This is a genomic window from Dactylosporangium sp. NPDC051087 (assembly GCF_055586325.1).
The window spans coordinates 192,189-215,008 of the sequence record NZ_JBVJIJ010000006.1 but is presented as its reverse complement, the minus strand read 5'-3'; the positions used below and the strand labels follow the sequence as shown (position 1 = coordinate 215,008).

Genomic DNA, 22,820 nt, shown 5'->3' with positions numbered 1-22,820 from the left:
ATCGCCGTGGGATCCGCCTGAGCGCCTCCACCGTGTGCTGAACTACAGCAATGCAGATGCGTCCCGCAGAACTGGCGGCGATCCGGGCCGGCGACGTCGACGTGGCGTTCCGCCGGTGGGACCGGCCCCGGGTCAAGGTCGGCACGAGGATGCGCACGGCCGTCGGGCTGGTCGAGATCACGTCCGTCGACCGGGTGCCGGTGAGCAGGCTGACCGCCGCGGACGCCCGGCGGGCCGGCGCGGCGTCGCTGGCCGCGCTCCGGCAGGGTCTGGACCGCGTCCACCCCGAGCGACCCGTGTACCGGATCGGGTTGCGGTACGCGGGCGCCGACCCGCGGCACGCGCTGCGGGAAGCGGTGCCCGACGGTGCGGAGATCGGCACGCTCGTCGAGTGGCTCGACCGGCTCGACCGGGCCTCGCCGACCGGGCCCTGGACCCGGGCGACGCTCCTGCTCATCGACGAGCTGCCGGCCACCCGGGCACCCGACCTCGCGCAACGGATGGGTCGCGAGACCGCACCGTTCAAGCAGAACGTGCGCAAGCTCAAGGAGCGCGGCCTGACCGAGTCGCTCGACATCGGCTACCGGCTCTCGGCGCGGGGCGCCGCCGTCCTGGAGCACGAGGGGCATCCCCGGGCGGCGCCCGACCGGCCGGAACCTGAGCCGGGCACCCCGCTGCCGCACCTGGGCGCCGCCGCGACCCGGGCGCTCACCGCGCACGGTGTGCTCCGCCTCGAACAGGTCGCCGACCTCAGCGAGGCCGAGGTGCGGGCGCTGCACGGCGTCGGGCCGTACGCGCTGCGGAACCTGCGCGCCGCGATGGACACGGCCGGGCTGGCGTTCCGCGACGCGACGCAGCGCGTACCGTGAACCCATGCTCGTGACGGTCGATCTGTGCCCGCCCGCCCAGATGCGTGGCCGGCTCGCCGCGTTCGCCGCCATCTGCGGTGCGCAGGGCAGCGACCGGCGGGGTTCCTTCGCCGACGGTCCGCTGTGGCATTACGACGACTGGGGCGGCAACTGGGCCGAGCTCCATCACGTCGGCGGCGGCCGGGTGGTCATGGTCGGCAACGACCACGAGTACTCCGAGACGCACTACGGTCCGTTCGCCGAGATGTTCGGCGAGCCGGAGACCGACCTGCTCGCCGGGGCGCCGGACTGGTGGGCTCCGCACGCGCGGCGGGTCATCGCCGGCGGTGAGCGGCTCGGCTTCGTGTACGGCTTCGACGGCGGTTGGCGACGCGCCGCCTACGACCTGTACGACGGCTTCGACTCCGTCGGGATGCCCGCCACCGACGACGCGCACTGTGCCGAGCTCATCACCGAGTTCGTCCAGGGCGGCGGCAAGGGCGCGGCACCGGACCCGGCCGCCGTCGAGGCGCTGATCGCGGCGGACGCGGACGTGACCGTCGAGCTGGTCAGGGCGGTCATCGGCGACAGGTGGGACGCGGCCGCGGGCGCAGCGGCCGCCCGCGCGTTCCTCGCCGTCGAGGTCGCCTGAGCACAGCTGCGGTGCGTCCGCGGTACGGTCAGGTCCACCCGCGGTGTCCCGGACCGCGCGACCGGAGGAGTCGGTTCTGGATGGCGGCGCGGCGACCGGTACCGACGCAGGATGACGTCCTCGGATACTTCGACACGTTGTCCAACTGGGGACGCTGGGGCGACGACGACCAGCTCGGGACGCTGAACCACATCACCGACGACGTCCGGCTGGCCGCCGCGCGGGCGGTGCGCCACGGCCGGAGCGTGTCGTGCGCGTGGGAGATCGCCGTCCCGGACGAGCTGGAGCGCTCGACGACGGCGTGCCCGTGCGCCGCCGACATGCCCGGCGCGGAGCACATGCCGGCCGCCTTCCACAACGACCGGCGCTGGGGCTTCTCGACCGAGCGGCTCGGCCTGACGTTCCACGGCAACACCCTCACCCACGTCGACTCGCCGTGCCACATCTTCTGGGACGGTTCGATGTACAACGGACGGCCGCACTCGCTGGTCGACGCCGAAACGGGGTCGGCGTGGGCGGCGGTCACGGCGGCGGCGAACGGCATCGTCACCCGTGGCGTCCTGCTGGACACCGCGACGGTCCGCGACGTGCCGTGGCTGGAGCCGGGGCAGGGCGTGTTCCCCGAAGATCTCGAGGAGGCCGAGCGCCGCCAGGGTGTGCGGGTGCGGCCCGGCGACGCGGTGCTGCTGCGGACCGGCCGTGGCCGCGCCCGGCACGAGACCGGCCCGGCCGGCGGTGTCACGCAGGCCGGCTGGCACGCGTCCTGCCTGCCGTGGCTGCACGAACGGCAGGTGGCCCTGATCGGCGCCGACACCCCGCAGGAGGTGCAGCCGTCCGGGTACGACGACGTGCTGATGCCGGTCCACACCGTCGGTCTCGTCGCGATGGGCCTGTGGCTGCTGGACAACTGCGACCTGGAGGCGTGCGCGACGACGGCCGCCGGGCTCGGCCAGTGGGACTTCCATCTCACGGTCGCCCCGGTCCGCTTCGCCGGCACGTCGGGCAGCCCGGTCAACCCGATCGCCACGTTCTGACCACGTTCTGGCAAGGTTCCGACCGTGGCGACGATGACGGACGACGCACCCGGCACGCCGCTCGACGCCGTGTTCCGGCACGTCGAGACGCTGGACGGGGACCCGGGGCCGGCGGTCCAGGCGCTGGCCGCGAGCGGGGACCGTTCCCTGGTCCCGCCGGTGCAGGCCGCGCTGGAACGGTATCTCGACCGGCACGACTGGTACGGCCGGGACCTGATGGTCGAAATCCTGCTCGGCATCCGCGGCACCGCAGCGTTTCCGCTGGTACTGCGGGCGTTCGCCCGGCCGGTACCCCATGACGACCGCGACAACATCTGCGCCCTCGTCGCCGACGTCATGTGGGCCGACCCCGCCGGCTGCCGTCCGACGATCCTGTCCTTCGTCGCCGCCGAACACCCCGACCTGCGCGCGGCCGGTCTGTGGGCGCTCGGCTACGTCGTCGAGCCCGGCGACCTCGGCCTGCTGCGCCAGGCTTCGGCCGACTCGCTGCCGCGGATCCGGCGGGCCGCGCTCGGCGCGCTCACCGGCCTCAGCGGCGAGCGGGAGGCGTTCGACGTGGTCGCCGCCGCGCTGCACGACCCGGACGCCCTGACCCGGGCGACGGCCGTGGGCTCGCTGCGCCCGTTCGCCGACCCCGGCACCGTCGAGCTCCTGGTCCCGCTCGCCCGCGACGGCTCCGCCTTCGTCCGGTCGGTGCTGAGCTTCACGATCGCCGAGCTCCCCGGCCACGAAGACCGTGCCCGGGCAGATCCGTTGGCACGTCCCGGGCGTGGCTCGCCTGCTCACCCCGGCCGGCTGACGCTCGCGGCGGCCAGGTTGGTGGCGGCGGTCAGGAAGGCCGACGCTTCGTCGTGCCGGCCGAGGCGGCGTACCAGCAGGCCGGTCGACACCAGTTCGACGAACGCCCACTGCCGCACAGCGACGGGGTCGGTGCCGGTCACGCCGGCGGCGGTGCGGCAGCTGTCGCGCAGCATGGCGCGGGCCCGGGGCGGGTCGGCGGCGGCGAGCGCGTCGAGGAATTCCTGGACGCCGCGGGCGTGGATGACGCCGAGGTCGTGCTCGGGTTGTGAGGCGAGGCCGCCGGGGTCGACGAGCCTGAAGCCGCCGGCCGGTGCCCGCAGGGCGTTGAAGGCGTGCACGTCGCCGTGGACGAGGACGTTTCGTGCGGGGTCGGCGGCGGCACCGCGGGCGGTGGCGCAACGGACGGCGAGGTCCACGACCGCTTGCGGGCACGGCCGGTCGAGCTCCTCCCACGTCGCCGGGACGAAGTCCGCGTGCCAGCGGGTCGCTGCCGCCGCGTCGGGCAGCGCGGCGCCGTCCGGCACGCGACGCCAGCCGCGGGCGGCGGTCCGTGCCAGGGCCTCCAGCTGGCGGGCGGCGGGCCAGCCCAGCGCCGCCATCGGCCGGCCGAGGCGCTCCAGCAGCAGCGTCTGCCGCGGTACGTCGTGCCGGAGCACCGTCACGTACGGGTCCCCGTCCGCGAGACGCAGCGCGGTCAGTTGCCGCTCGAACGGGGTGAGCTCCGCGCTGCCCGCCGGGATCAGGACCTTCAGGACGGCGGGGTGGCCGTCGTGCGTGACCGCCTCGGCGACGTAGGCGGCGGTGCCGCCGTCGAGTGCGGCGCCGACGGTGACGGACCAGTCGGCCTCGAGGTCCGCGAGCAGCCGGGGAAGGCCGGCCAGCCATTCCTGTCCCGGCGCGCCCAGCGCCCGCACCGCGGCGGCGACCCGCGCGGGGACGGAGACCGCCGGGCGGGCGGGCGGCACAGGCATGATGTTCGCACCATACGCAGTACCGTGGACCGGTGGGCGACTCCGGGGCACGTCCCGAGCTGGAGCGGCTGCGCGCGGCCGTCGCCGGTGAGGTGGACCGGCTCGAGGCGGACCTGCGGGCGGTGTTCGAGGCGAGCCAGGACTCCAACGCCGACGACGAGCACGACCCCGAGGGCAGCACCATCGCGTACGAGCGCGCGCAGCTGACCGCAGTCCTCGCCGCGACGCGACGCCGGCTGGCCGACGTGGACGAGGCCCTCGCCCGGGTGGACGCGGGTGTCTACGGCACCTGCGAGCGCTGCGGCCGCCCGATCCCGGCCGGCCGCCTCGCGATCCGGCCGTTCGCCCGCACCTGCGTCGCCTGCGCATGAGCGAGCACCTGCGTCGCCTGTGCGTGGGCAAGCACCGGCGTCGCCTGCGCGTGGGCGGGCGGAACGGGCCGGTGCGGCGGGCGCGGATGCGGCATCATGGATGCATGGACCGGTCGAACACCGAATGGGTCTGCGTGCTCGAATACGAGAACGTTCCCGGCGGCCCGCGGCACCCGGCGGCGCTGCGGCATTGACTGCGGGAGCGCGGCATCGACTGGATGCCGTTCGCCGACGACGAGGTCATGCTCCACGTGATCTGCGGCAGGGACGAGAAGTCGGGCCGGGCGCGCGGCTGGCACCGGCTGTTCGTGACCGCCGGTGCACTGTGGACACTCGGCCTGCACCCGGACCAGCCGGCGGCCGCCGTCGCCGCCACGCCCCTGCCGCACTGGCGGCACGCGGCCGCCGAGCACGCCTGGCACCGGCGCGCCGACCCACCCGACCCACCCGACACGACACGCGGCATCGACGCCGGCGAGGGACGAGCATGAGCACCGACGAACGGATCGACCGGGCCAGGGCCGCGTACGAGCGGGCGGTGTTCGGCGGCGACCTGAGCGCGCTCGCCGACGCGGAGCGGGGACTGGCCGCGGTCGAGGCGGAGACGGCGCTGGCGCGGGGCATGCTGCTGCACGCGCGGATACAGAGCGGGTCCGGCGGCGAGGATCCCGAGGAGCTGCCGTCGTTCGAGCGGGCGCTGCGGTTGTACGAGGCCCTCGGCGACCCGCGCGGCGAGGCCGAGGCACTGTTCTGGGTCGGCTGCCTGCACCAGTACATCCGCCGGGACAACGCGACCGCGGTGCCGTTGCTGGAGCGGTCGTCCCGGCTGGCGCAGGCGGCCGGCGACCCGTGGGTGCGGTCCGAGGCGCTGCGGCACCTGGGCATCGCGGCGCACACGGACGGCCGGCTCGACGAGGCGCGCGAGCTGCTGGAGGAGTCGTCGCGGCTGCGGCGCGAGATCGGGGCCATGCCGGGGGTGGCGTCCAACATGATCGGGCTCGCCTACATCGCCGCCGCCCAGGACCGCCGCGCGGACGCCGTCGCGATCCTCGACGAGGCGCACGCCCTCGCCCGGGCGCACGAGGCCCACGCCGTCGTCGGCAACATCGAGCAGGCGAGAACGCGGATCTGAGCCCGCGAGCTCAGATCACGTGCGGCCGACCTCGACGACCGCCACACTGTGGGCGCCGCGTCGCCGGTACTACGCCCCGGCGGGCAGCGGCAGCCAGTGCAGCCGGTCGCCGAGGCCGTCGGGTGCGGCGGCGAACGCCCGCTCGACCGTCTCCCGGCCCTGACTGAAGTGTTCCCAGCCCTCGTAGTGCACCGGCACGATCGTTCGGGGCCGCACGAGCGAGCACAGCTCGACGGCCTCGGTCGCGGTCATGCTGTAGTGGACCGGGCCGGTGAGCGGGAACCGGACGGCGCCCAGGTGCAGCAGCACCGTGTCGACGGTCATGCGGCGCGGCACCTCACGGACCCCGGAGAACAGCACGGTGTCGCCGGTCATCCAGAGCACGCCGTGCTCCTGGCCGTCCCAGCGCAGCGCGAACCCGACGACCGGTCCCGCGACCGGCAGGCTCAGCGGCGGGCCGTGCCGGCACGGGGTCGCGGTGACGGCGATCCGCGGCCGGTCCGCCGCCTCGAGGACCGTCTCCTCCCAGGCGCGCAGCCCCCGCGCGTCGCGGACCGTGGCGGCGAGTCGGCGGGCGCCGGCCCGGGTGGTGACGACGGTCGGCACGTCGGCGAGCAGCGCCCGGCCGCGGTCGTCGAGGTTGTCGGCGTGGTGTTCGTGGCTGAGCAGGACGGCGTCGACCGGGCCGACCTCGTCGGGTGCGAGCGCCGGGCCGGTGCGCTTGCGGGACCCAGTGCCCCAGCCGAACGAGTACCGGCGGCCGGGCGGGTCGAACGTCGGGTCGGTGAGCAGCCGCCACCGCCCCACCTCGACGAGCACGGTCGGGCCTCCGATGTGCGTCATGCGGACGTCTTTCAACGACGTTGTCCTCACCGTGTTTTCGCGCGCCGGTACGCGCGGAGTGCGACCCACGATGCATGCTCGTGCGGCGGGCGGGCATCCGTCGGATGACTGCACCGTCTTGATCCGCGGAGCGCATTGACCTAAGTTGTGGATCGACATCCACTGGTGGCGATGCGTTGAGGCGCGGTCGCACGCCGGTGGCCTTTGCGATCCACGGGGGATTCGATGACGTCTGCCTGGAAGAAGTCTGCCCAGAGCCTGCTCGCGGTGGCCGCTGCCGCCACATCGGTGCTGTTCACGCCTGCCGCGGGGCACGCGGCACCCGCCTGCGCCCCGGTCGCGCCGACCGAGGCGGCGGCCGCCGCGGCGGCGAAGGCCTGCGGGATCACCGTCGAGGCGCTCGACCACCGCTCCGCCACCACCAGCCTGAGGGTCCAGGCCGACGGCACCGCCCAGGTGCACGTCTCGACGTACGTGTGGACCCAGGTGTCCAGCGGCTACCCGACGACGTCGTTCTGGACGACCAACCGGGACTCGATGCGCGTCGGCAGGGAGTTCGGCACCACCCGGGTGTGGCGGTCGTTCGTCCGCTTCGACGGCCTGGCCCCGGTCGCCGGCACGCAGATCCTCAACGCCCAGGTCACGCTGACGCTGAACCAGTCCGGCACGTGCACGGCGACGCCGGTCGACCTGTGGCGGACCCAGGACCTGACGGCTCCGGCGACGACCACCTGGGCCAACTCGACCGGGTACTGGCAGACCAAGGTGGCGGCGCTCTCCGCGGCGGCCGGCACCACCTGCGGCACGGCGCCGCAGACGGTGACGTTCACCGGCCTGGCCGGCACCGTCCAGCAGAAGGCGGCCGTGGGCGGGGCGGACATCACGTTCGGCCTGCGTGCCCCCAACGAGACCGACCAGCTGCAGTGGAAGCGGTTCGCGCCGACCGGCGCCGCACTGGACATCTGGTATCAGACCGCGTAACGGTCGCTGACCCCGCGGCCCGTGCTCTCCACACCAAGGGCACGGGCCGCGCCGGCGTGAAACCACGCGCGCCGCGAGGAAAGTGCAGGAGTCGCTCAGGTCCTCCACGGCGGCGCCGATATGGGGACAGTGGGCGTCGGCATGTTGGGACGGCTCGATGAGCAGTCGCGGTTGCAGCTGCTCGCTCAGGCGTTCGAGCACAGCGCGGTCGCGAAGGCGGTGGCCGACCTCGGCGGCGGCACCCTGGTCGAGGTGAACGCGGCGTTCTGCGCGCTGGTCGGCGGCGAGCACGACGACCTGGTCGGCCGGTCCGCGACGGTCCTGTTCGACCCCGAGGACCGGCCCGAGGTGCGCAGGACCCTCGACATGCTCGCGCGCGGGGAGCGCCGCGAGGCGACGATCGAGCGGCAGCTCGTGAAGCTCGACGGGTCGAGGGTGTGGACCGCGACCAGGGCCGTGGCGACCCACGACGGGCACGTCGTGATGGACGTCGTGGAGTCCGGTGAGCGGCAGGCGGTGGAGCTGCTCGACACGATCGTGTCCGCGACCCCCGACCTGCTGCTGGTCAGCACGCCGCAGGGGCAGGTGGTGCGGGCGAACGCCTCCTGGGAGCGGCTGCTCGGCTGGAGCGAGGCCGACCTGCAGGGCATGGACATCACCGCGCTGATCCACCCGGACGACGTGGCCGCGAGCACCGCCTCGGCCGAGTCCGTGACGGCGCGGAGCGGACCGGTCGAGGGGTTGCGCAACCGGTACCGCACCCGCGACGGCGACTACCGGTGGCTGCAGTGGAACGGCGCCGAGCTGCCCGGGCAGGGCCTGGTGGTCGGGATCGCCAGGGACATCACCGGCGCGGTCGCCGTCGAGGACGCGCTGCGGCGCAGCGAGGAGCAGGCGCGGGCGGCGTTCGACGCGAACCCGCTGGGCATGGCGATCGCCGACGAGCACGGGCGGTTCGTCCGGGTCAACGCCGCCTACGGGACCATGCTGGGGCGGGCGCCGGCGGAGCTGCTGGGGCGCTCGTACCGGGACTTCACGCACCCCGACGACCAGGACCCGGACGACCGGCAGCGGTCCGACAAGCGGCAGCTGCGGCCCGACGGCACGGTGGTGTGGACGCGGCTGGGGGTGGTCGCCATCGACGGGCCGGGCGGCGCGCCGCACACCCTCGTCCAGGCCGAGGACGTCACCGCCGCCGTCGGGGCGCAGGCGCGCGCCGCCCGGTACACCAGCCGCCTCCAGACGACGATCGCGGTGCAGCGTGAAGTGACCGCCGCCGCCGCTGACCCCGACGCCGTGCTGCGGCTGATGGCCGAGCGGGCGTTGCAGGTGATCCCCGGCGGGAGCGCCGCGATCGTGGGGCTGGTCGACCCTACCGGGACGGCGCTGCAGGTCGCGGCGGGGACCGGCGCCGCCGCGGGCGAGCGGGTCCGGCTCCCGCTCGAGGGTTCGCTGGGCGGGCTGGCGATGCGGACGGCGACGACGCTGCGCTGCGACGACGTCCGCGCCGACCCGCGGGTGTCCGTGGCGCAGCGCGCCGTCCCGGGGGTCCGGTCGGTGATCGTGGCGCCGCTGCTCGGCGGCGACGGGCAGCGCGGGGTGCTCACCGTGGTCAGCCCGGTGCCGGGGGCGTTCGACGACGCGGACGAGCAGCAGCTGACGCTGCTCGCCGACGCGCTGACGGGCGCGCTGCGGCACGCCGACGACGTCGCCCGCAACCGGGGGCTGCTGCAGGAGGCGACCGACGTCAACGAGCACCTGGCGGCGCAGCGGGGTGAGGCGCTCGCGGCGCTGGAGCGGCTCGCGTACAGCGAGCGCCGCTTCGCGGAGGTGTTCGATCACAGCCCCGTCGCGAAGGTCGTCGTCGGGCTGCGCGGCGCCGACCGGGGCCGGATCACGCTGGCGAACCCGGCGTTCACCAGGCTGCTCGGGTACAGCGCCGACGAGTCGGTGACGCTGACCGTCGGCGACCTGCTCGCCGGCTCGCCGGCGGCGATGGAGGAGGCCCTCGACGCGCTCGCCGAGGGGCGGGAGGGACGCACGGTGCGGCAGTCGGTGCTGCACCACCGCGACGGTCACCGGGTCGACGTCGCCGGGCACACGTCGGTCATCACCGACGCCGACGGGCCGGTGTCCGCGGTGCTGCAGATGCTCGACGTCACCGCCGAGCGGGCCGCCGCGCACGCCACCGAGCGGGAGTTCCAGCGGCTGCGGGACACGCTGCTGGTGCAGCGGGAGGTGACGGCGGCCGCCGCCGACCGCGACAGCGCCGTCAGTGTCGTCGCCGAACGGGCGGTGCACCTCTTCCCCGCCGCCGACGGTGCGGTCGTCGAGCTGCTCGAGGGCGACATGCTCGTCTACTCCGCCACCGCCGGGACCCTCGCGCCGGCGCTCGGCACCCGCGTGCCGGTCGTCGGGTCGCTGAGCGGCACCGTGCTGGCCACCGGCGCCCCGGCGTCCTGCGCCGACACCGGCGACGACCCGCGGGTCAACCGGGAGACCTGCGCGCGGCTCGGGATCGGGTCGATGCTCATCGCTCCCCTGTCGGCCGGCGACACCGTCATCGGTGCGCTGAAGGTGTCCGCGGTCCGGCCGCGGGTCTTCGACGACACGGACGAGCAGCAGCTGGCGCTGCTCGCCGACAGTCTCAGCTCGGCGCTGCGGCACGCCGACGTCGCCGCGGACACCGCGGCGATGCTCGCCGAGCGGACCAGGGCGCTGACGGCGCTGGAGCTGAGCGAGACCCGGTTCAAGCTGGCGTTCGACAACTCGCCGCTCGGTCTGGTCCTGGCCAGTCTCGAGCCGGGTCAGGTCGGCCGGTACCTGCACGCGAACCCGGCGATGAGCGCGATCACCGGGTACAGCACCGGCGAGCTGATGTCGATGACGTTCCGGGACCTGCAGCACCCCGACGACCTGGCCAGCACGGACGGTCTCGTGCGGCAGCTGTTCGCGGGGGACGGTGACACGCTCACCGTCGAGCGCCGGTACGTGCACAAGGACGGGCACACCATCTGGGCCACCGTGCACGTCGCGCTGGTGCGTGAGCACGGGCGGCCGCGGTACCTGGTCAACCAGGTCGAGGACATCACCCAGCGGCGCGCGGAGCTCGCGCAGCTGCACCGCCAGGCCGCGCTGCTGCAGCTCATCCCGGCGGCGGTCATCGTGCGTACCCTCGACGGGCACATCCTCTGGTGGAACCAGGGCGCCGAGGACCTCTACGGGTGGTCCCTCGCCGACGCCACCGGGAAGGTCACCCACCAGCTGCTCGGCACCGGCTTCCCCGACGGCGGCACGTCGGCGGACCAGACCCGGGTCCTGCAGCGCGACAACCGGTGGGAGGGGCAGCTGAAGCACACGACGTCGCACGGCCGCACGGTCACCGTGCTGAGCCGGCAGGTCCTGCAGGGCGCCGGGCCGGCCGGGACCGTCCTGGAGGTCAACACCGACGTCACCGAGGAACGCGCCGCCAAGGACGCCCTGGCGGCCAGCGAGGTGCGCTTCCGCGCCCAGTTCCAGAACTCCGCGGTCGGGCAGATCGTCCGGAACCTCGACGGCAGCCTGGCCGAGGTCAACGCCGCGTACGCCGCGATGCTGGGTTACGCGCCCAGCCAGCTCACCGGGACCAGCAGCATGCACAAGCTGCACCCAGAGGACCTGCCCGTCGCGGCCGCGGCGATCCGTGACCTGCTCACCGGGTACGCCACCGCGTTCACGATGGAGGCGCGGCTGCGCCACGCCCGCGGGTACTGGGTCGACACGGAGGCGACGATCACCCTCGTCCGGGACGTCGGCGGCCGGCCGGATCACTTCATCGGGGTCGTCACCGACGCGAGCCGGCGGCGGACCGCCGAGCGGGCCCGGGACGCGGCCGCCGCGGAACTCGCCGACCGCAACACCGAGCTCGAGGACGCCAACCGGCTGAAGTTCGACCTCATCGGCATGCTCGGCCACGAGATCGGCAACCCGCTGGCCGCGATCCTCGGCTACACCGAGATCTTCCTCGACGACTGGACCGCGATCGACGACGCCCGCAAGGCGAAGATCATCGAGGGGATCTCCCGGCAGGCGCACCGCCTCGACGACATCGTCCAGGAGGTGCTGACGATGGTCCGGATCGACGCCGGCGCCATCCACGCCCACCGCGAGCCGGTCCAGCTGTACGACCAGATCACCGAGGCGCTCGCCGCGACCGGCACCGAGATCCCGGTCCACGGCCCGTCCCGCGGCGCGATGGTCAACGCGGGCCATCTGCAGCACATCCTGACGAACCTGATCTCCAACGCCGCCAAGTACGCCGGCGGCGCCACCGCCATCCGGGTCGCCGATCTCGGCGGCCGCGTCCAGCTGCGGGTCGAGGACCGGGGTCCGGGCGTGCCCGAGGAGTTCCGCGACCGGCTGTTCCAGCGGCTCGCCCGCGCCGACCGCGACGCCGCCCGCGTCAAGGGCACCGGTCTCGGCCTGTACATCGTGCACAGCCTCGCGCACGCCAACGGCGGCGACGTCCACCACGAGCCCGGCCCGGCCGGCGGCTCGGTCTTCGTCGTCACCCTCGACGCGGCCGCCGCACCGTCGTAGGCATTTCCGGCACGATTCATCAATTGCATTCCCGCTATGGGGCACGCGCAATTCCATCAGGCGTCCGGCCCGGCCTGAAAGGGACAGGTGTCCTGACTCCGGTCCCGATTCGTGTCCCGGTACACCGGGACAAAGGCCGGCGAATCCCCATTTCGTGCCAGCGTCCCCGGCGCATTGTTCGCGGCATCGGATTCCGTTTCTACATTCCTCCCCGTCATCAATACGGATGACCGGTGCAGAGGAGTACTGCCGTGAGACGAAATCTTCTTCAGGTGGGCGCGGTCGCGCTCGCCGGTGTGCTGAGCGCGATCGTCATCCCCGCCGGCCCGGCCTCCGCCGAGCCGATGTGCGACCGGCCGGTGCCGCCGCCGGCGTGCGGCGACGGCGGTGGGGAGGACCTGCCGCCGGCGCCGCGGGACACCCCGGTGCACGGGACGCTCGACGCGGTCAGCTACGTCGGCAACGCCGTGCGGGTCAGCGGCTGGGGCATCGACCGGGACAGCGGTGCCGCGCCGCTCGTCGTCGACGTCTACATCGACGGGGTGTGGAAGCGGACACTGAGCGCGGACACGTACCGGCAGGACGTCGCCGACGCGTACCCGTCGTACGGGGCGTACCGCGGCTTCGACGCCACGGTCCCGGCGGGGCTCGGCACGCACCAGGTCTGCGCGTGGGCGATCAGCGTGGTGCCCGCCGGCGCGCCGAACCCGGGCAACCCGTCGCTGGGCTGCAGGACGTACACCGCGACCATCGCCGCGCCGGGCAGCCCGCGCACCATCTCCCGGGCCCAGGACGGGACCACGGTGATCGGGTTCAAGGACAACTCCGTCGAGGAGGCGTACTTCCGGGTCACGATCACCCGGCAGTACTGGGAGCCGTACACCGACCCGCGCTGGGGCAGTCGTACCGCCCGTACTACGTCGACCGGACCATCACGGTGCCGGCGCAGGCGGGGACGGGCGAGGTGACCGCCACGACCTCGACAGGCGGGTCGGACTGCCGCACGACCGTGTACGCCGTGTCCGGTTCGTTCCAGAGCGCCCCGGCGTCCGCCGGCTGGTGCTGACCGGGCCGCCCGCGCCGGCGGCCGGTCGGGACGCCCGGCCGTGGCGCGGGCGGGGACCCGCCGGAGGACGTCCCTCCGGCGGGTCCGGGCCGGTGATCCGCGGGTGCGGTCAGCGGGCGGCCGCCTTCTGCCCGGTGCCGGCGCTCCGGCTCCGGACGGCGTCGCGGGCCCGGTCGAAGACGGCGAGCGGCGGGCCGAGCAGCATGTTCGCGGTCGCCGACTCGCCCGTCGAGGGATGCGGCCGGGTCGGCGCGATCGCCTCGACGGCACGCATGGCATCGGCCAGGCGGCGCAGCTCCTTCGGCTCGGTGGCGCGGCGCAGCGCCGGCAGCTCCTCCATCTCCTCGTGCATCGCGTGGGCGACGACCGCCTGCTCGAACGCGGCGAACCTGCCGTCGAACGAGGCCGCGCCCACGCCCAGTTCGTACAGCTCGGACAGGGTCTGCTTGGCGTCGTGCTCCTCCCGCAGCCGGGCGTCGACGACCGCGTCCCCGCCGTCGGCGCGGGCGGCCGGGTGCACGATCAGCTCCTCGACGCTCTCGTGCACCGCGAGCAGCCGTACCAGCCGGCGGAACGCCTCCTCCTTCGCATCACCCCGGGCGGACTTCACCTCGGCGAACAGCGCCGCGATCTGGCGGTGCTGTTCTTCCAGCAGGTCGACGACGTCACGGTCCTGCTCGGTGGTCGGCACGTTGGACCTCCAGGTACTCGGGGGCTCGTTCCACCGCCGGGTTACCCAGGTTCGGCCCGGGCAAGCGAACTGCTCCCGGCTTCGAACCGGAACCGTGCCCGTCCGGGCGCCACCCGCCATGCCGGCATCCGGCGGCCGGACCGGGGCCGGTCCGCGATCTTCCGGACCGGCCCCGGCCGTGGTGGTCAGCCGGTCGCGGCGACCAGGCGGAACGCCTGGGCGGGTCCGCCGGAGCAGGTCCACTGCTGCAGGCGGGCACCGTCGCCGGTGGAGACGTCGGTGACGTCGAGGCACTGGCCGGTGTTGTTGCGCGGGTTCATGGTGTACGAGCCGCCGGACGCCACCGGTCGCCACTGCTGGTTGGTGCCGCCGCCGTACGTCCACAGCTGGACCTTGGCGCCGTTGCCGGTGCTGCCGGGTCCGCCGGCGACGTCCCACGCGGCGGTGCCGGCGTTGCGGCTGACGACCCGGTAGAAGCCGCCGCCCGTCGGCTGGAACTGCCACAGCTGGTTGGTGTTGCCGGCCGCGCACGCCCACTGCTGGACGGCGGTGCCGTTGCCGGTGCCGCCGCCGGCCGCGTCGACGCACTTGCCGCTGTTGACGTTGATCACCTGGTACCAGGCGGCCGGGTCGATCGGTCCGCCGGTGGTGGTGACGGTGAGCTGGCCGGAGGCGGCGGACTGGTTGCCGGCCGCGTCACGGGCCCGGACGGTGTAGGTGTAGGCGGTCGACGGGGCGAGGCCGGTGTCGGTGTAGCTCGTCGCCGTGGTGGTGGCGATCTGCGTACCGTTGCGGAACACCAGATATCCGGTGACGCCGACGTTGTCCGTCGACGGCTGCCACGACAGGCCGGTCGACGTGGCCGTCGTCCCGGTCGCGGCGAGCCCGGCGGGCGCGGACGGCGGCTGCGTGTCGCCGCCCGTGCCGCCGCCGGCGGGCCAGGTGAGGGTGGTGATGGCGCCGGGCGGCACCGTGTAGCTGACGACCATGCCGTTCCAGGAGACGCCGAAGGTCTGCGTGCCGCCGCCGATGTTGGCGACGAACAGCGCGGTCGAGCCGTCCGGGTTGCGGTAGGCGACGTTGTACAGGTCGCCGGCGTTGTTCGAGGCGAGCCGCACCGCGCCGGGCTTGATGAACTTCGACTGGTGCCCGATGGTGTAGTACTCGGCGTTGCGGGTGACGGTGGTGCCGTCGACGGTCAGCACGCCGGAGCACATGCCGGCGGGGTTGTTGCCGCAGCCGCCGTTGACGGGGCCGCCGCGCGGGTCGAGGGCGATGTTCCAGTTGATGACGGACTTGCCCCAGTTGCGCGGCACGTCGACCTGCAGGTTGCGCGCGTGCCACTTCAGCGTGTCGGAGAAGACCTGGGCGGGCGAGTCGTTGACGCCGTGCCAGCCGGAGCACTCGGTGAACCAGATGTCCTTGCCGGGGAACGCGTTGTGCAGCGCGGTCTGCGCGCCGGCGTCGCCCGCGTAGCAGTGGTAGGCGGAGCCGGCGATCCACTGCGCGGCGGAGGTGCGCAGCACGTCGTAGGGGTAGTTCGGCTCCGCGGGCACACCGAGCCGGGCCGCGTCGGCCGCGTCGTCGGGGTGCTGCGTCCAGTTGTGGTCGTACGACATGATCTTCGTGGCGAGGCCGGCGTCGCGGAGCATCGGGCCGAGCTCGTTGATGACGGCCGCCTGGTGCGCGACCGGCATGTCGGTGCCCGGGTAGGCGTCCGGCGTGCGGTTCTGCGGCTCGTTCTGCACGGTCAGGTAGTGCACGGGCACGCCGGCGGCCTGATACGCCTGGACGAACTTCACCAGGTACAGCGCGTACGCCCGGAAGATCGCCGGGTCGTCCTTGAGCCGGCCGCCGACGAGGGAGTTGTTGGCCTTCATCCAGGCCGGCTGCCCCCACGGCGACGCGACGATCTTCAGGCCCGGGTTGAGCTGCAGGGCGCGGCGCAGCAGCGGCAGGATCTGCGCCTCGTCGTGGGCGATGCTGAAGCGGGTCATCTGGTAGTCGGTCTGACCGCTGGGCAGGTCGTCGTAGGTGTAGTGCGGCTCGTCGTCGAAGTCGGAGCCGCCGATCGGCTGGCGCAGCATGCTCATGCCGATGCCGTCGACCGGGTGGAACAGCGACGTCATGACCTGGTCGCGCTGTGCGGCGCTCAGCCGGTACAGCAGGGCCGCCGACGAGTCGGTGATCGACGCGCCGAAGCCGTCCATGGTCTGGAACGTCTGCTGCGGATCGATGGTGATCATCTGCCCGGCGCGGGTGCCGTCGGAGTTGAACACCTGACCGGCGACGGGGTTGAGCAGCTGGGACCGGTCCGGTGTGGTGACCCATGCGGACACGGTCGGGCCGGTCGTCGCGGCCTGCGCGGTGAGGGCGGGCGCGACGAGCGCGGCACCGGCGGCGAGCGCGGCGGCGGCCGTCAGCCCGAGTGCTGTGCGGAGGTGCATGCGGTGCTCCTTCGATGAGAGCGCGAGCCACCGTGGCGGTGGTGACCGATGCCGCCGAAACATCATGTAACAAATTGGAACATCGATGTAACGGTGCCGCCATGGAGCAAACCATTCCGCCCACACCGCGTCAACACCAGTTTCCGCATCTGAACAGGCAGTCAATTTCCCTGATCACGGAGCACTGGTGTAACACGATGAAACATCTGGGACCGCACCGTCGGACGTCCGCGCTCGCGGATGCCGATCGATGCCCTATGGCGGGCACTGCTCTCCGGTGACGACGCGGGCGGCGAGGCCGGCGTGCGGCTGCTCCTGCCGGGCACCGTTCGGGCTCGACCGTGGTTATCCGGTGAGCGGCTTGCGGGGCTGGAACGAGCTGTCGGCGAGGAACGCTGCGGTGCCGTCGGAGTGGTCGACCCAGAGTTCGTCATCCCGGTGACGCAGGAACCATCCGGGGTAGTTCGACGCTTCCAGCGTCACCGAGCCCGGCGCCGAACCGGCCCCGACGCAGAACGTCGCGTCGGCGTGGAACAGGCGGGTGCCCTCGTCGGCCGCCAGCCGGAACCGCCAGGACGCGTGCCGCAGATACCGCCCGTCGGCCCGCATCGTGAAGCACCGGGTGTCCACGAGGCCGGGGATCACCTCGAACGTGACGCGCGGGCGGTCCGCACCGCCGCCGGCCGGCGGGGTCTCCACCAGCACCCCGAGGCTCCCGCTCGTCGCGACGAACCTGCCGGGCGCGTTGACCGATTCCAGCGAGATCGGTCCGAGCGCGAACGGGCGCGGGCCGCTCGCCGACGTCGCGGCCGGGGGCGCGCCGACCGTGGCGGCGCCGGTCGCCGTCGGTCCGGCCGGCGCCGGGCCCGGGATCCGCGAAGGCGTCGCGGACGGTGCCGCGGGTGCGGCGATCACCGCCGGGGCGGGCGGATCGGGTGCGGGCCAGCCGCTGGTCGTGACGGCGGCCCCGGCGACGAGCGTCCCGGCGGTCAGCGCCGCCGCGACGGGATGCGCGACCACGGCCTGCACCAGCTGGGCCAGGAGACCGGCGTTGGCACCGGCGCCACCGGACGCCACCATGGCGGCGGTCGCCCCGGCGGTGGCACCGCTCTTCCCGAGCAGCGTCGCCGTCAGTCCCGCGGGAACGGTGAGCAGGGCGAGGCCGACGAGCAGCCGTTCGGGGGCGATCAGGTCCTCGCCGCTCGCGCCGCACGCCGGACACGACCTCACGTGCCGCGCCAGCCGCTTGCGCCACAGCGGGCCCGGCACGCCGTCCCAGTCCTGCGCGGCGATGCCGAGCTCCGCGCATCGCGGCACGGTCGCGAGCGCGGCGACGAGCGTGCGGCTCAGCTCGAGCTGCTGCCGCATGCGCTGCACGCGCACGCCGGTGTGCGCGACGCTCACGCCGAGTGCCGCCGCGAGGTCGTTGCGCGTCATGCGCCCGGCGACCTCCAGCCACCACAGCGACAGCAGCGTCCGGTCCTGCGGATCGAGCCAGCGGCTCGCGAGCACGACCTGGCGGCGCTGGGCGGACAGGTCGACGTGCAGCAGCGTCAGATCCTGCACGTCGGCGTCGTCGTCCGGCAGGTCGGCGGCCGCGTCGAGCACCGTGTGCCGTGCCGCCGCCGCCCGGCGGCGGTTCAGGTGCGTGCCGACCTGACGGATCGCGATCGCGGCCAGCCACGGCCGGAAATGCTCCGGCTCCCGCAGTGCCGGCAGCCGCCGCAGCGCACGCAGCATCGTCTCCTGCACGACGTCGTCGATGTCGCAGTGACCGCTCAGTGCCCTCCTGACGATGGTGTAGACGAGCGGCAGCGAGGCCATGAGCAGCTCGTCGAGCGCTCGCCGGTCGCCGGTCTGGGCGGCGATCACCAGTCGTGTCTCGTTGGTGCCTGTAGCTCGCATCGTTCGTACCACTGTCCCGGGCTGGCGGCGCGTGCAGGTGACTGTGGATGACACGGCCGAGGTAAGTCAAGTCCGCGACGATCCGGTTTCCGGAAGCGATTCACGGCAGCCTCCCGCCGGCAAAATAGTGTTATTTGCTCTTGCGTCGGCGAGTCGCGTCCGGCTGCCGGAAGCAGGGATCCTGCCGCATCGTCCGGGTGGCACGGCGCATGTCCCACGACACCGACGGCCGCCTCGAACCCGAGGCGGCCGTCAGCTGAGCGGGCTACGCCGTCCAGGGGGTGCTGACGACCCAGCTCACGTCGTCCGACCAGGACGCCGTGGCGTCGAAGGCGTTCGAGCCGCCGTTGCTGGCGATGTAGACGTTGTTGGAGTAGTGGCGGATGTACCGGGACGGGAAGTTGGCGGACGCGAAAGAGTTGCCCTGCCCGTTCTTACCGGCCTGCGCGCAGAATGTGGCGTCGGAGGCGAAGAGCGCGCTGCCGTCGTTGGCGTTCAGGTTCAGCTGGTAGTTCCGGTGGCGCAGGTAGCTGCCCGGCGTGTTCTTGGACTCGAACGACACGCAGGAGCCGTTGGACAGGCCGGCCCGGACCACCCATGAGGCGTTGGCCTTGTCGGTCGCCGAGCTCGACGAGGTCACCACCGCGGTGTTGACGGTGGCGCCGCTGCGGGCGATGTACCGGGTGGTGCAGCACGCGGTCGTGGCGCGCAGCGAGATGCTGGAGCCGGGCGTCAGCGATCCGTTGCCGGGGTCCGTGCCGCCAGTGCCGTAGCCGGCGGCGTTGATGTTGGCCTGGACGGCGTCCTCGGTGGCGTTGGTGGGGTAGCCGGAGGTCATGACGCCTTCGTAGAAGGTGCCGGCGGCGCCGTGGCTGTTGTCGCCGCCGATGCCGAGGATGATCGCGCCTTCCTTCTTCATGGGGTTGTAGCCGCCGACGGTGGGGCGGATGCCGTCGTACATGGTCGTCAGGCCACCGGACCGGGCGTTGCCGGCGCGGATGGCCCAGTGGTTCGGCTCGCCCTTGACGATGGCGGTCAGGTAGCGGTGGCTGATGCTCTGGTTGCCGCTGTTGAGCTTCGGGTTGACGCCGGAGAACAGGCCGTTCTCGAGGTCGGCCATGACCCGGGGGCCGTTGCCGGCGCCCTTGCCCCAGACGGTGTTGTTGCCGAAGTAGATGGCTTCCATGGTGCCGTTGCCGTTGTCGCGGCTGTTCGTCTCGGCGTTGCCGTAGTCGAAGCAACAGCCGCCGTTGTAGTGCGTGCCGTCGAAGATGGCGTACATGCCTTCGGGCTGGTCCCCCTTGGCGACACCGTTGGTGGCGTTGTTGCGGTAGCCGGTGCCCGGGGCGACGAACACCCCGTACGCCTTGTGCCCGGCGATCGTGATGGGCGCGGCGGTCGCGTTGGCGAGGTTGTCGTAGCCGCCGGCGGCGGGGCCCTGGAACCCGCCGGGCGGGGCCTGCGTGAGGCGGTTGTTGCGGCCGGTCTGGTCGTAGATGATCGTGATCAGACACGTGGTGCCGGCGCAGAACGAGTCCTGCGTCGCGGCGTTGGCGTAGCCGCCCGCGCTGAGGACCCCGACGTCCCGGGTGGTGTTGTCCGAGGCGCGCCGCACCTGGTACAGCGGGCCGTTGTACGCCGCGTACAGCGCCCTGGTGGTGCTGTGCGCCGCGACGCACGGCGTCCCGCCCGCCGCGTAGATGTCACAGGGTTGGGTCGTCGCCGCTTGCGATGTTCCGACGCTCGCGAACATGCCCGCGGCGAGCGCGGCCGTCGCCGCGACGGCCAGGACCGCCGTGCGCAGACGGCGCCTTGGTAGCCGTGTTGCCATGTGGACCTCCTGCTGGGGTGTCGGGTGTCGCCGGCGAACCGTTTCCGGGCATGGCACCTCACCGGACGGCGAGTTGCACGGCTGGGATCCGTCAACGCGACGCCGGAGTCGTGGGCGCTGTGTGCATCGACCGGGTAGCGGTCCCGGCCTCTGCTGCTGCTCGGTATTGGCACGGCTGAACATTCAGACCGCACCGGTGACATCCTGATGTGAGCGCTAACATAGCGCAGCGAAAGTCGCTCTGCAAGACGCGCCTTTGCGATGCAGAAGGCCATGAAAACGTTATGCAGGACGCCTTCCAGGCGTCGCATCCTCGACCCAGAGGTCGCCGCGATCCGGCCGTCAAATGACGCTCCGAAATTCTGGAAACTGACCCGGGAAAACCGTTATCGCGCGGCGGGCAGAAAGGTCGTCCCGGCAGGCGCGACACGTGCCGCGGGTGGGTGCGGACGACGGTCCGTCCGCACCCACCCGGTCAGGACGTCAGAGGGTGAACACGACCGTGGAGATGCTGCGTGCGCCGACGTTCACGGTGACCTGTCCCCCGTTCACGCTCGTCGGCTGGCTGGCGGCGTTGGCGTTCTGCGAGGTGAGGTAGTGCTCCGCTCTCGTGACGTTCTGCGGCGCCTGGATGACGGCGTTGTTGACCGCGCTGGTCGACCGGTTCAGGATCACCAGCGTGATCTTCCCGCCGCCCTGGTACGCCGTCACCTCCAGCGGTGCGGCCTTGGCGCTCTTCGTCAGCGCGACCCGCTGGTATCCGGGCCGGACGTACTTGGCGTACTGCGAGAACGCGTACCCGCGCTTCAGCGGCGCGCCCGCGGTGGTCCCGTAGGCCGCCTCACCGTCGCCGATGAAGGAGTAGTAGCGCTTGCCGTACCACCAGATGTAGGCGTGGAGTCGTAGTCCGGGTGCCAGTCGGGCTCGTTCTGCACGGAGGTGACGTCGATCGTCACGCCCTGGTTGCGCATGTACTGGACGTAGCCGTTCAGATGGTTCGCGTAGTCGTCGTAGTAGTCGGTCTTCAGCTTGCCGCCGTCGGTCCGGCTGTTGTTGGTCTTCCAGGCCGCCGGTGCCGTCCACGGCGAAGCGAGGATCTTCACCCCCGAGCCGTACGACTCCGCCGTCTTCAAGGCGTTCACCTGGGTCGGCCACTCGCTGGAGACCGGCGAGATGCCGGTCCGGACGATCGACAGGCCCAACTGGTTGGCGCCCAACCCGACCAGGGTCTGCGTCTCGGCCGTCGACCAGGCGCTCCCCCAGATCGACACCGCGGCGCCGAACCCGTCGATCGTCTGGTACCTGGTGGCGCTGTTCACCGTGATGTCCGGCGTCGCCGGTCCGGTGGACGGGGTCCTGCTGGGGCCGGTCGGCGTGGGGTTCGTCGCGCCGGTACAGGCGACCCCGTTGAGCGCGAAGCCGGCCGGGTCGGGGTTGCTCCCGGTCGAGGACGCGTTGAAGCCGAAGGACGTCGTGCCGTTGGTCGCGATGTCCCCGTTGTAGCTGACGTTCCTGGCGGTGACGGCCGCGCCGCTCTGGGTCAGTGCCGTGTTCCAGAACTGCGTGACGGTCTGCCCGGCGCTGTACGACCAGGTCAGCGACCAGCTCTTCACCGCGTCACCGAGGTTGGTGATGGTGACGTTGGCGCCGAACCCGCCCTGCCACTGCGACGACACCGTGTAGCTCACCGCGCATCCGGTCGCCGCCGCCTGCGCCGGCAGCGCACCGGCGACAGCGGCCGAGGCCAGCAGCAGCGCGCCCGCCGACGCCAGTGCCGCGCCGGTCCTTCTTTGCCTTCTCATGAGCCTCTCCTGACTGGGGTTGCGGTACACCGGCACCTACCGGACCGTGCAGGTGGCACCGTTGAGGGTGAACGCGGTGGGCTTGGCCGTGTTGCCGGTGTGGCTCGCCTGGAAGCCGATGGAGACCGACGCGCCGGGCGCGATCAACGTCGGGGCCTTCCCGCAGCCACCGGTGGCGGCGGCCGACGCCGTTCCGCCGGCGGCGCCACCGACCACGGCGAACGCCACCGACCACGGCGAACGCCGCCACGAGCGCGACCGACACCACGACCACGGCGGTCGCCCACAGCGGTTCCCGTTGTTTCATCTCACTCCACTCGGTCGGGCGGCACGAGCGCACTATCTGCATGTGGACTGACGCACGCCGCACATCATTACGGCCTGATTCCGGCCGGCCATGCGCCGCTAGAGGGTCGACCCGGTCCATTCATGCCGACATCGGCACGTTCCCAGGACCCATCACAATGCCGCAAGAGTGCACCTCCCGGCAGGTTGCCGGAGGTGCCGGAATCCGTTGCATACAAACAGATACGCAGCTCGGACCCACGACCCGGCACGCTCGGCAGACGCTGCGGATTCACTGTTTCCATGAAAGTTCCAGAGCCGAGGCGGCGGACTTCGCGCACGCATTCGGCGTAACACTTTTCATGTCGACGGCGCGATTTCCCGCGATTTCGGCACATGAGAATGAAATTTGTTATCCGCCATCCGTTCCGCAGGTCGCCGGCGAGGACGGCGATCGGGTCGGCGACGCGGACCGCGTGCGACGCGAACGCGGGGGGGGGGGGGGGGGGGGGGGGGGGGAAGAGGGGGGGGGGGGGGGGGGGGGGGAGGGTCGGCCGCAGATGAGAGGGGGTGGTCGGGTGG

The 22,820-nt window shown here is 72.8% G+C and carries 19 protein-coding genes and 1 pseudogene; 11 read left to right on the top strand and 9 right to left on the bottom strand.

From position 1 onward, the window contains the following. Positions 1 to 56 precede the first annotated feature (56 nt). The 4 genes and pseudogenes from ACZ6TV_RS13975 to ACZ6TV_RS13960 all read left to right on the top strand — a co-directional run. Positions 57 to 869, top strand: a complete 813-nt coding sequence (locus ACZ6TV_RS13975) for a hypothetical protein (RefSeq protein WP_465297528.1) — start codon at positions 57 to 59, stop codon at positions 867 to 869. Between the two features lie 4 nt (positions 870 to 873). Further along, a complete protein-coding gene (locus ACZ6TV_RS13970) occupies positions 874 to 1,500 on the top strand; it encodes a hypothetical protein (protein WP_465297527.1) in 627 nt (208 codons plus the stop codon). Between the two features lie 80 nt (positions 1,501 to 1,580). Then, on the top strand, positions 1,581 to 2,534 hold the full coding sequence (locus ACZ6TV_RS13965) for a cyclase family protein (protein WP_465297526.1): 954 nt from the start codon (positions 1,581 to 1,583) through the stop codon (positions 2,532 to 2,534). 33 nt (positions 2,535 to 2,567) lie between these two features. Continuing rightward, positions 2,568 to 3,167 (top strand): annotated as a pseudogene (locus ACZ6TV_RS13960) (HEAT repeat domain-containing protein); the annotation flags it as partial. Positions 3,168 to 3,316: 149 nt separating this feature from the next. Here the strand turns inward: ACZ6TV_RS13960 and ACZ6TV_RS13955 are convergent. Beyond that, a complete protein-coding gene (locus ACZ6TV_RS13955) occupies positions 3,317 to 4,306 on the bottom strand; it encodes an aminoglycoside phosphotransferase family protein (protein WP_465297525.1) in 990 nt (329 codons plus the stop codon). A gap of 32 nt (positions 4,307 to 4,338) precedes the next feature. On the opposite strand from ACZ6TV_RS13955, the gene ACZ6TV_RS13950 reads away from it, so the two are divergent. The 3 genes from ACZ6TV_RS13950 to ACZ6TV_RS13940 all read left to right on the top strand — a co-directional run bounded on the left by ACZ6TV_RS13950 (position 4,339) and on the right by ACZ6TV_RS13940 (position 5,809). Next, positions 4,339 to 4,677 carry a TraR/DksA family transcriptional regulator gene (locus tag ACZ6TV_RS13950; protein WP_465297524.1) on the top strand — a complete coding sequence of 113 codons (339 nt, stop codon included), beginning with the start codon at positions 4,339 to 4,341 and terminating at the stop codon, positions 4,675 to 4,677. A 218-nt stretch (positions 4,678 to 4,895) separates the two neighbouring features. Beyond that, a complete protein-coding gene (locus ACZ6TV_RS13945; RefSeq protein WP_465297523.1) occupies positions 4,896 to 5,168 on the top strand; it encodes a hypothetical protein in 273 nt (90 codons plus the stop codon). Next, positions 5,165 to 5,809 carry a tetratricopeptide repeat protein gene (locus ACZ6TV_RS13940; protein ID WP_465297522.1) on the top strand — a complete coding sequence of 215 codons (645 nt, stop codon included), beginning with the start codon at positions 5,165 to 5,167 and terminating at the stop codon, positions 5,807 to 5,809. The genes ACZ6TV_RS13945 and ACZ6TV_RS13940 overlap by 4 nt, the downstream gene beginning before the upstream one ends. A gap of 69 nt (positions 5,810 to 5,878) precedes the next feature. Here the strand turns inward: ACZ6TV_RS13940 and ACZ6TV_RS13935 are convergent, their stop codons facing one another. Then, a complete protein-coding gene (locus ACZ6TV_RS13935) occupies positions 5,879 to 6,652 on the bottom strand; it encodes an MBL fold metallo-hydrolase (RefSeq protein ID WP_465297521.1) in 774 nt (257 codons plus the stop codon). 225 nt (positions 6,653 to 6,877) lie between these two features. On the opposite strand from ACZ6TV_RS13935, the gene ACZ6TV_RS13930 reads away from it, so the two are divergent. The 3 genes from ACZ6TV_RS13930 to ACZ6TV_RS13920 all read left to right on the top strand — a co-directional run bounded on the left by ACZ6TV_RS13930 (position 6,878) and on the right by ACZ6TV_RS13920 (position 13,179). Beyond that, the gene (locus tag ACZ6TV_RS13930; RefSeq protein ID WP_465297520.1) at positions 6,878 to 7,633 is read left to right on the top strand and encodes a DNRLRE domain-containing protein; all 756 of its coding nucleotides are present in this window, start codon (positions 6,878 to 6,880) and stop codon (positions 7,631 to 7,633) included. 141 nt (positions 7,634 to 7,774) lie between these two features. Further along, positions 7,775 to 12,211 (top strand): PAS domain S-box protein, encoded by a 4,437-nt coding sequence (locus ACZ6TV_RS13925; protein WP_465297519.1) that lies wholly within the window; start codon positions 7,775 to 7,777, stop codon positions 12,209 to 12,211. Between the two features lie 251 nt (positions 12,212 to 12,462). Further along, complete coding sequence (locus ACZ6TV_RS13920) at positions 12,463 to 13,179, top strand: hypothetical protein (protein ID WP_465297518.1); 717 nt, start codon at positions 12,463 to 12,465, stop codon at positions 13,177 to 13,179. Between the two features lie 207 nt (positions 13,180 to 13,386). On the opposite strand, the gene ACZ6TV_RS13915 is transcribed toward ACZ6TV_RS13920, so the two are convergent. From ACZ6TV_RS13915 to ACZ6TV_RS13895, 5 genes are all read right to left on the bottom strand, one after another. Then, a complete protein-coding gene (locus ACZ6TV_RS13915; protein ID WP_465297517.1) occupies positions 13,387 to 13,968 on the bottom strand; it encodes a hemerythrin domain-containing protein in 582 nt (193 codons plus the stop codon). Between the two features lie 185 nt (positions 13,969 to 14,153). Then, positions 14,154 to 16,415: an RICIN domain-containing protein gene (locus ACZ6TV_RS13910; protein ID WP_465297516.1), complete on the bottom strand. Its 2,262-nt coding sequence runs from the start codon at positions 16,413 to 16,415 to the stop codon at positions 14,154 to 14,156. 345 nt (positions 16,416 to 16,760) lie between these two features. Beyond that, entirely contained in the window at positions 16,761 to 18,320 is a 1,560-nt protein-coding gene (locus ACZ6TV_RS13905) for a sigma-70 family RNA polymerase sigma factor (protein ID WP_465297515.1), read from the bottom strand. Positions 18,321 to 18,585: 265 nt separating this feature from the next. Beyond that, positions 18,586 to 20,151, bottom strand: a complete 1,566-nt coding sequence (locus ACZ6TV_RS13900; RefSeq protein WP_465297514.1) for an alpha-L-arabinofuranosidase B — start codon at positions 20,149 to 20,151, stop codon at positions 18,586 to 18,588. 483 nt (positions 20,152 to 20,634) lie between these two features. Beyond that, positions 20,635 to 20,826, bottom strand: coding sequence for a hypothetical protein (locus ACZ6TV_RS13895; RefSeq protein WP_465297513.1), 192 nt, complete (start codon positions 20,824 to 20,826; stop codon positions 20,635 to 20,637). A gap of 4 nt (positions 20,827 to 20,830) precedes the next feature. Between ACZ6TV_RS13895 and ACZ6TV_RS13890 the strand changes: the two genes are divergently transcribed. Next, positions 20,831 to 20,986: a hypothetical protein gene (locus ACZ6TV_RS13890; RefSeq protein WP_465297512.1), complete on the top strand. Its 156-nt coding sequence runs from the start codon at positions 20,831 to 20,833 to the stop codon at positions 20,984 to 20,986. Here ACZ6TV_RS13890 and ACZ6TV_RS13885 read toward each other — a convergent pair. Continuing rightward, on the bottom strand, positions 20,958 to 21,953 hold the full coding sequence (locus ACZ6TV_RS13885; protein ID WP_465297511.1) for a cellulose binding domain-containing protein: 996 nt from the start codon (positions 21,951 to 21,953) through the stop codon (positions 20,958 to 20,960). The two genes, ACZ6TV_RS13890 and ACZ6TV_RS13885, sit on opposite strands and share 29 nt — an antisense overlap. A gap of 36 nt (positions 21,954 to 21,989) precedes the next feature. Continuing rightward, entirely contained in the window at positions 21,990 to 22,181 is a 192-nt protein-coding gene (locus ACZ6TV_RS13880) for a cellulose binding domain-containing protein (RefSeq protein WP_465297510.1), read from the bottom strand. Positions 22,182 to 22,820: the final 639 nt, after the last annotated feature.